This window comes from uncultured Shimia sp. (assembly GCF_913054185.1).
Lineage (GTDB): Bacteria > Pseudomonadota > Alphaproteobacteria > Rhodobacterales > Rhodobacteraceae > Shimia.
The window spans coordinates 1-9,007 of the sequence record NZ_CAJXIV010000130.1; the positions used below are offsets into that span (position 1 = coordinate 1).

At 57.3% G+C, this 9,007-nt stretch carries 7 protein-coding genes; all 7 read left to right on the forward strand.

Features of this window, described 5'->3' with window-relative positions:
• Positions 1-4,101, forward strand: a 4,101-nt coding sequence (gene gltB, locus QZ517_RS18770) for a glutamate synthase large subunit (RefSeq protein ID WP_294230147.1), incomplete at its 5' end; no start/stop codon positions are given.
• Between the two features lie 119 nt (positions 4,102-4,220).
• On the forward strand, positions 4,221-4,595 hold the full coding sequence (locus tag QZ517_RS18775; protein WP_294230149.1) for a DUF4189 domain-containing protein: 375 nt from the start codon (positions 4,221-4,223) through the stop codon (positions 4,593-4,595).
• 56 nt (positions 4,596-4,651) lie between these two features.
• Complete coding sequence (gene mtgA, locus QZ517_RS18780; protein ID WP_294230152.1) at positions 4,652-5,404, forward strand: monofunctional biosynthetic peptidoglycan transglycosylase; 753 nt, start codon at positions 4,652-4,654, stop codon at positions 5,402-5,404.
• Between the two features lie 58 nt (positions 5,405-5,462).
• A complete protein-coding gene (locus QZ517_RS18785; RefSeq protein ID WP_294230155.1) occupies positions 5,463-6,128 on the forward strand; it encodes a glutathione S-transferase family protein in 666 nt (221 codons plus the stop codon).
• A gap of 109 nt (positions 6,129-6,237) precedes the next feature.
• Positions 6,238-7,503 (forward strand): tetratricopeptide repeat protein, encoded by a 1,266-nt coding sequence (locus QZ517_RS18790; RefSeq protein ID WP_294230158.1) that lies wholly within the window; start codon positions 6,238-6,240, stop codon positions 7,501-7,503.
• A 236-nt stretch (positions 7,504-7,739) separates the two neighbouring features.
• Positions 7,740-8,777, forward strand: coding sequence for a tRNA epoxyqueuosine(34) reductase QueG (gene queG, locus QZ517_RS18795; RefSeq protein ID WP_294230161.1), 1,038 nt, complete (start codon positions 7,740-7,742; stop codon positions 8,775-8,777).
• Positions 8,777-9,007: glutathione S-transferase N-terminal domain-containing protein (locus tag QZ517_RS18800; RefSeq protein WP_294230164.1), on the forward strand; the 231-nt coding region annotated here is incomplete at its 3' end. The genes queG and QZ517_RS18800, both read left to right, overlap by 1 nt.

The following is a 9,007-nucleotide window of genomic DNA, read 5'->3' on the forward strand; positions in this document are numbered from 1 at the left end:
GTGCCGGTGGATGTGACCTGTCTGGGTGAGAAAGCCAACGCAACCCGTCCGGAGATCGAGCAGATTCTGATCTCCAACTCCAAAGGTGTGGATGAGGACACATTTGAGCGTGAGCTGTATGTGATCCGTCGTCGGATTGAAAAGGCGGCGCTGGCTGCGAACATCAGTGAGCTCTATTTGGCGTCGCTGTCGTGCCGGTCGATTATCTACAAAGGCATGATGCTCGCGGAGCAGGTGGCGGTGTTCTATCCGGACCTGTTGGATGAGCGGTTTGAAAGCGCGTTTGCGATCTATCACCAGCGCTATTCCACCAACACTTTCCCGCAGTGGTGGCTGGCACAGCCGTTCCGCATGTTGGCGCACAATGGTGAGATCAACACGCTCAAAGGCAACCTGAACTGGATGAAGAGCCATGAGATCCGCATGGCGTCTACGTCGTTTGGGGATTTTGCCGAAGACATCAAACCAATCATTCCGGGCGGAGCCTCTGACTCCGCAGCGCTGGACGGTGTGTTTGAGGTTCTGGTGCGCGCGGGCCGCTCAGCACCAATGGCCAAAACCATGATGGTGCCGGAAAGCTGGTCCAAGCAGGCGGTGGAGCTACCGCAGTCCTGGCGTGATATGTATTCCTACTGCAACTCCGTGATGGAGCCGTGGGATGGCCCAGCCGCGCTGGCGATGACCGATGGTCGTTGGGTGTGTGCTGGTCTGGACCGCAACGGTCTGCGTCCGATGCGCTATGTGGTGACCGGAGATGGCTTGCTGATTGCCGGCTCTGAAGCCGGCATGGTGCCAATTGACGAAGCCTCAGTGGTGGAAAAAGGCGCGCTTGGTCCGGGGCAAATGCTGGCCGTGGATATGAAATCCGGCAAGCTTTACCACGACACCGAGATCAAAGATAAACTGGCGGCGGCGCGTCCGTTTGGGGAATGGGTTGGCAAGATCCGTGACCTTGGCGATGAGCTGGCCAGCGTGGAAGAAACCGCGACCTATACCGGCGAAGAGCTGCGTCAGCGTCAGATCGCGGCGGGTTACACAATGGAAGAGGTAGAGCAAATCCTCGCGCCGATGGCTGAGGATGGCAAAGAGGCGCTGGCCTCGATGGGCGATGACACGCCAAGCGCGGTGTTGTCGAAAATGTACCGCCCATTGAGCCACTTCTTCCGTCAGAATTTCTCTCAGGTGACCAACCCGCCGATCGACAGTTTGCGTGAATACCGCGTGATGTCGCTGAAGACGCGGTTTGGCAATTTGAAGAACGTGTTGAGCGAAGATGGCAGCCAGACCGAGATTGCGGTTCTGGAGAGCCCGTTTGTGGCCAATGGCCAGTTTGAGCGCATGCTCGAGGCGTTTGATGACACGGTTGTGAGCATCGACTGTACCTATGATGCGGGCGGTGCGTTGCAGGCTGGCTTGGAGCGCATTCGTGCGGAAGCCGAAGATGCGGTGCGCTCTGGTGCAGGCCACATTGTGCTGACCGATCAGGCGCAGGGTGCAGACAAGGTTGCGATGCCGATGATCCTGGCCACCAGCGCGGTGCACAGCCATCTGACACGCAAAGGTCTGCGGACCTTCTCGTCGCTGAACGTGCGCTCGGCGGAATGTATCGACCCACATTACTTTGCGGTGTTGATTGGTTCCGGTGCCACGGTGGTGAACGCCTATCTGGCCGAAGACACGCTGGCGGATCGCATTGAACGCGGTTTGGCGGATGGCACGCTGACCGAGAACATGGCGCGGTATCGTGAGGCAATTGACCAAGGTCTGCTGAAGATCATGGCGAAGATGGGGATTTCGGTGATTTCCTCCTATCGCGGTGGTCTGAACTTCGAAGCGGTGGGCCTGTCCCGCGCGATGTGTGCGGAATACTTCCCGGGCATGACCAGCCGGATTTCCGGCATCGGTGTCAGCGGTATTCAGCACAAAGTTGAAGAAGTGCACGCCAGGGGCTTCAAGTCCGGCACTGATGTGCTGCCGATTGGTGGCTTCTACAAAGCACGTAAGTCTGGTGAGACCCACGCTTGGGGTGCGCAGACCATGCATATGATGCAGGCGGCCTGTAACCGCGCGTCTTATGAGATGTGGAAGCAGTATTCCGCCAAGATGCAGGCCAACCCGCCGATCCATCTGCGCGACCTGCTGAACATCAAACCGTTGGGTGAAGCCATTCCGATTGAGGAAGTGGAAAGCATCACTGCGATCCGCAAGCGGTTTGTGACACCGGGCATGTCCTTGGGGGCGTTGTCTCCTGAGGCGCACAAAACCCTGAACGTGGCGATGAACCGGATTGGGGCCAAGTCTGACTCCGGTGAAGGTGGCGAAGATCCGGCACACTTTGTGCCAGAGCCAAACGGCGACAACCCGTCTGCGAAGATTAAGCAGGTGGCGTCGGGTCGTTTTGGTGTGACCGCCGAATACCTGAACCAGTGTGAAGAGCTAGAAATCAAAGTGGCACAGGGTGCAAAGCCCGGTGAAGGTGGCCAGCTGCCCGGTATGAAGGTCACAGACCTGATTGCGCGTCTGCGGCACTCCACCAAAGGTGTGACCCTGATTTCGCCACCGCCACACCACGACATCTACTCGATCGAAGACCTTGCGCAGCTGATCTATGACCTGAAGCAGATCAACCCACGCTGTAAGGTGACGGTGAAGCTGGTGGCGTCTTCGGGCGTTGGCACAATTGCGGCTGGTGTTGCAAAGGCGAAAGCCGACATCATCCTGATCTCCGGCCACAATGGGGGCACCGGTGCGTCGCCTGCGACCTCGATCAAATACTGTGGTCTGCCATGGGAGATGGGTCTGACCGAGGCGCATCAAGTTCTGGCGATGAACAACCTGCGAGAGCGGGTGACCCTGCGGACCGATGGTGGTTTGCGTACAGGGCGTGACATCGTGATGGCTGCGATGATGGGTGCCGAGGAATACGGTATTGGGACCGCCGCGCTGATTGCGATGGGCTGCATCATGGTGCGTCAGTGTCAGTCTAACACCTGCCCGGTTGGGGTTTGTACACAGGATGAAGACCTGCGTGCGAAATACACCGGCTCGGCGGACAAAGTGGTGAACCTGATCACCTTCTATGCCCAAGAAGTGCGGGAAATCCTCGCTTCCATCGGTGCTAAGTCGCTCGAAGAGGTGATTGGTCGTGCGGACCTGTTGGCGCAGGTATCTCGTGGCTCTGCCCACCTCGATGATCTGGACCTGAACCCGCTGTTGATCACCGTCGATGGTGCACATGACATCGTCTACAACCGCGACAAAGATCGCAACTACGTGCCAGACACGCTGGATGCGGAAATTGTGCGGGACGCGGCGCGCTTCCTGGAAGATGGCGAAAAGATGCAGCTCAGCTATGCGGTGCAGAACACGCACCGGACCGTGGGCACCCGTACCTCAAGCCACATCGTGCGCAACTTTGGCATGCGCAACGCGCTGCAGGAGGATCACCTGACCGTCAAGCTGACCGGCTCTGCGGGTCAGTCATTGGGGGCCTTTGCAGCGCCGGGTTTGAAGATCGAAGTCAGTGGTGACGCCAACGACTATGTCGGCAAAGGCCTGTCTGGCGGCACTGTTGTTGTACGTCCGCCAATGGCCAGCCCGCTGGCAGCTGCCGACAACACCATCATCGGCAACACTGTGCTTTATGGGGCCACTGATGGGTACCTGTTTGCGGCCGGCCGCGCCGGTGAGCGTTTTGCGGTCCGGAACTCCGGTGCAAAGGTTGTGATCGAAGGCTGTGGTGCTTGTGGCTGTGAGTACATGACCGGCGGTCTGGCGGTGATCCTTGGCGAAATTGGTGCCAACTTTGGTGCGGGCATGACCGGTGGCATGGCCTATCTTTATGATCCTGATGGCAAAGCCGAAGGGGTGATGAACCTGGAAACGCTGGTGACCTGTCCGGTGACTGTGCCGCATTGGGAAGATCAGCTGAAAGGCATGATCGAACGCCATGTGGCTGAGACCGGATCAGTGAAGGCGCGCGATATCCTGCAGCACTGGGATGTCGAGAAAGCCAACTTCTTGCAAGTGTGCCCCAAAGAGATGCTGGTGCATATCCCGCATCCGCTGACCAAGGACAGCGCTGCGGTTCCAGCAGAGTAAGCACAACCTGCAACTGAATCTTAACCCCCGGCTGTTTTGTCAGTCGGGGGTTTTGCTTTGCAGATTTGGGAATTTCCCAAATTAGCCCCATACTTGGACGGCAGATGTGGGAGGATTTTATGCGGCATTTGAAAACACGAATATTGGCGGCGGTTGTGGTTTTGCCTGGTTTGGCGGGCATGGCGGTTGCCGGAGAATGTGGCTTTGCCCAATGTTGGGGCGCGGTTGGCATTGGGCCGGGCGGGGCCTGGGGGTTCTCGTATGGGAAATATTCGGAAGCCGAGGCGGTAAATGCGTTGCAGGGGGAGTGTGGATGGGATTGTGACAATGTGCACACGTTCTACAACACCTGTGGGGCGATTGCGGAAGGCAATTCTGGCAACTGGGGCTATGGCTGGGATGGCACACGGTCGCGGGCGGAAAACAATGCCCTGCGCTATTGTTACCAAAACGGCAGCGGTTGTGCTGTTCGGGTCTGGGCGTGTTCGCCGTAGGCTTGCGAAACGCCGGGTGAAGCTCTACTCCCGTTGCCAGATAAGTCGGCAGGGACATGGCCAAGAAAGCAAGCAAATCAAAGACCAAGACGCGCGCATCCAAGAAGGCGGCGGCGCCTAAAACTGGTGTGGTCACGCGTCAGTGGGCGCGACTGCGCTATTGGTGGCGGCGGGTGCTGATGTGGGCGGTGTCCCTGTTTATTTTTTCCATCCTGATTTTTATTGTGATCAATCCGCCGTTCACCTGGACCATGGTTGGGGAAAAGCGCCGGCTTGGGCAGGTGGACCACCAATGGGTGCCAATTGAACAGGTGGCACCGGTGATGCGGCGCTCTGTGGTGGCAGCTGAGGATGCCAATTTCTGCCTGCATTGGGGCTTTGATGTGGAGGCCATTCGCGATGCAATTGCTGAAGGGGCCGGGCGTGGTGCCAGCACAATCAGCCAACAGACCGTGAAAAACGTCTATTTCTGGCAAGGCCGCAGTTGGCCACGCAAGGCGTTGGAAACATTGATGACACCGCTGGTGGAGATGACCTGGAGCAAGCGGCGGATTCTGGAAGTCTATTTGAACGTGGCCGAATTTGACGAAGGCGTGTTTGGCATTGAAGCAGCGGCGCGGCATTACTTTGGTGTGGGCCCGGAGAATTTGACAGCGGTGCAGGCAGCGCGCCTCGCTGCGGTGTTGCCAAATCCAAAAGAGCGTTCCGCCAGCAAGCCGTCGGCCGCGTTGCGGCGGCGGGCGTCTGCGATCTTGGATGGGGCCGCCACCATACGCGGAGAGTCGCGTGCGGCGTGTTTTGCGGATTGAAATATGTGAGTGGGCAAGGCATTGAAGAGAAAAGCCCAATAACATTGCGATCCTGCTGATGAACCGTCTGTTCCATGTGCCCCTGTCTCCGTTTTGCCGCAAGGTACGCCTTATGATGGGCGAGAAGCGGCTTGAGGTGGAGCTGGTGGAGGAGCGCTATTGGGAGCAGGATCCCGATTTCCTGCGCCGCAATCCAGCCGCCAAGGTGCCGGTCCTGAAGATGGACGGCAAGATGATGGCGGACAGCAATGCCATCTGTGAATACCTCGAAGAGAAATACCCCGAGCCAGCCTTGATGCCGCGCGATCCGGATGGGCGCTATGAAGTGCGGCGTTTGGTGGCGTGGTTTGACGACAAGTTCCATCACGAGGTGACCTCAAAGTTGCTGTATGAGCGGGTCAATCGCAAGCTGATGGGCACGGGGTATCCGGACAGTAAAAATGTGAAGGCCGGGGCCAAGGCAATCAAATACCACCTCGACTATATGCATTGGCTACTGGACCATCGGCGCTGGCTTGCCGGGGATGTGATGACCATGGCGGATTTCACCGCCGCCGCGCATTTGAGCGCGCTGGATTACATCAGTGACGTGGATTGGAACCGCTCTGCGGTGGTCAAGGACTGGTACGCCACCATCAAATCCCGTCCGGCGTTCCGCGCTGTGCTGGCCGATCAGGTGCCCGGCTTCCCGCCGCCTGCGCATTACGCTGATCTGGATTTCTAAGCACTGTCGTAAGTAGGGCGCCGCCGCCCCGCGATGATGGATGATCTACCAGCAAATTCTTGTTATTTCGAGCGTTTCCCCTAGAGTCTATGGAAAAGGGGAAAGCTTCATGTCGAATAACATTCGCGTTCCTGTCGTTGCTTTTTTGCTCTTCGTTATCATCAGCAGTTCCGCCATCGCGCAAAGCTGGGAGTATGTCCCGCCTGTAGAAGCTGGGAGCGGCCTGCATGGGGCAGGGTTCGATAAAAAGGGAGGAATTGTTTACTTCCCGGAGGCCCGCCGATGGTTCCTTTTTTACTTCGATGCAAAAACCTTCGAATTGGGCGAGACAACAAGCCTCGTTTTTAGCAGCAGCGACGGTCCTTTGATCAGATATTCAATGGACCCTCAGGACATCCTCCCAACGTCATATGAGAACGGTGCCGAAGCAGCCCTTATTCCAATCAGTCCAGAAATTCTGGAACTGCTCCAATCCCAAGACTATGTGACTTTTCTAACTGGAAGCGGCGAGTTCGAGCTTGCTCTGACAGGATCGCGGGCGGCAATTTCGCGGGCTATTGACCTTGTGGAGTTGGAGAAACAAGCCGAGGCGGATGACGCGGCGCACGCTATAGGTCAGGCGGCATCAGATGAGGCGCAAGCCCGCGCTCGCCTAAACACTCTTTCCGGTGCGGTGGATGAATGCGACAGGCTCACCGCCCATCCTTGGGACAAGAATGCAACGGCGCTGGGTGTTTCGTGGGACGACCTTGATGGAGAAAGGGCGGTCGAGGCCTGTGCAGCTGCATTCGATCTGGGCAGCAGAGATGGGCGGGTGATCTATCAACTGGGACGCGCAAATAGCAAGATCGGCTATAAAAACGCAATTGTATACTTTCAACAATCTGCTTGGGAGCACGATTATCCAGCGGCGTTCTATGATCTCGGCCACTTGCACGAGACCGGGCTCAACACCCCTCAGGACATGGTGGAAGCCGAGCGCACATATCGGCGCGGCGCCGTGCTTGGGAACCTGCCGTCAATGTACAAATTGGGCAGGTTTTCATTTGAAGCCGCTGAAGCCGAGTCCTCTGAAGAACAACAGAGAAATGCCGAGAACCTGATAAGGAGCAGTGCAATCGCAGGTTACCCTGAGGCGCTTGAGTACTATGGGAATCTTATTGTTGAGGGCAGATCCACCAAGGCCAAACCCGATGTGGGAGTGATCTACTTGAACGATGCCTCCGAAAAAGGACAAGCAAGCGCTAGCTACACACTCGCGCATTTTTACCGCGATGGAATATTGTTTTCCCAGAATGAGGAGAAATACATGTTTTTCCTGAAACGTGCCGCCCAGCAAGGCCACACAGCGGCGCAGTTGGAACTGGGTGATTGATCCCTCCCGGAGGCCCCTGGTTTCTTGATAACCCGAGCGGTTAAGCCGCCAGCCTGTCGGGAGCGCTCTTTGACTCCACCGCGTCCGAGATAAGCGGCTGCTCTGCTGAGATCATATCGGCACGAAGCGGTTTAATATTTGGGGTCTACACGCTGTTTACCCGCACTAATGTTGGTCTCAAGTGTTGACCGAAACAACACGGTAGATATTTAGGGACAGAGCAGGCGGGGGGATACATGGCAGATGATTTGACCGCGCGTATGAAAGCTGAGGCTGTGGCCATGGGGTTTGATCTGGCCAAAGTGTGCCGCCCGGATTCTGTGGGCCATGTGGCAGCGGGCTTGGCGGGCTTCCTTGAGAAAGATCACCATGGGCAGATGAAGTGGCTTGAGGCGCGCAAACATTGGCGCTCTGATCCGTCGGTGCTGTGGCCGGAGGCGCGCTCGGTGATTGTGCTGGGCGAAAGCTATACGCCAGAGCATGATCCGACGGCCGTGTTGGCACAGCCGGAGCGGGCGGCGATTTCGGTTTATGCGCAGAACCGCGATTATCATGACACGGTGAAAAAGCGTCTCAAACGCCTGGCGCGGTGGTTGATTGCGGAGGCAGGTCCAGAGACCGAAGTTAAGGTGTTTGTCGACACCGCGCCGGTGCCGGAGAAGCCTTTGGGGCAGGCGGCGGGGCTGGGCTGGCAGGGCAAGCACACCAATCTGGTGAGCCGTGATTTGGGCTCCTGGTTTTTTATTGGGTCGGTGTTTACCACGCTGGAATTAGACACTGATACTGCGGAAATTGACCATTGTGGGTCTTGTCGGGCCTGTTTGGATGCCTGTCCAACCAATGCCTTTCCGGAACCTCATAAGATTGATGCGCGGCGGTGCATTTCTTACCTGACAATCGAGCATCATGGACCGGTGGACGAGGAGTTGCGGGATCTGTTAGGCAACCGGATTTATGGCTGTGATGATTGTCTGGCCGCCTGTCCGTGGAACAAGTTTGCTCAAGATGCGCGGGAGATGAAGTACCATGCGCGGGACGATTTGTTGGCCCCGAACCTGGCCGAGCTGGCAGTGTTGCAGGATGCAGAGTTTCGCACGTTTTTCTCCGGTTCCCCGATTAAGCGGATTGGGCGCAATCGGTTTGTGCGCAATGTGCTTTATGCCATTGGCAACTCTGGAGATGTGGCGTTGCGAGAGGTGGCGCAGGAGCTGTGTGAGGATGAAGATGCCACGGTGGCGGATGCGGCGCGCTGGGCGATGCAGAGGTTGGCGTGATGACTGATCCGGCTGCGGCACAAGTCACGGTTTTTGGCTTTGGGGAAAGCATCTACACGCAAGTGGCGATGATGACGCTGGCGGCCAAAGGTGTGGCGTTTGCGTTGCAGCATGAAGACCCCTTTGAGACTACAGACGCCGGATCCCACCCGTTTGGGCGGGTGCCGGTGCTACGGCATGGGGATTTTGTTGTCTACGAAACAGCGGCGATCACACGGTATGTGGATCGG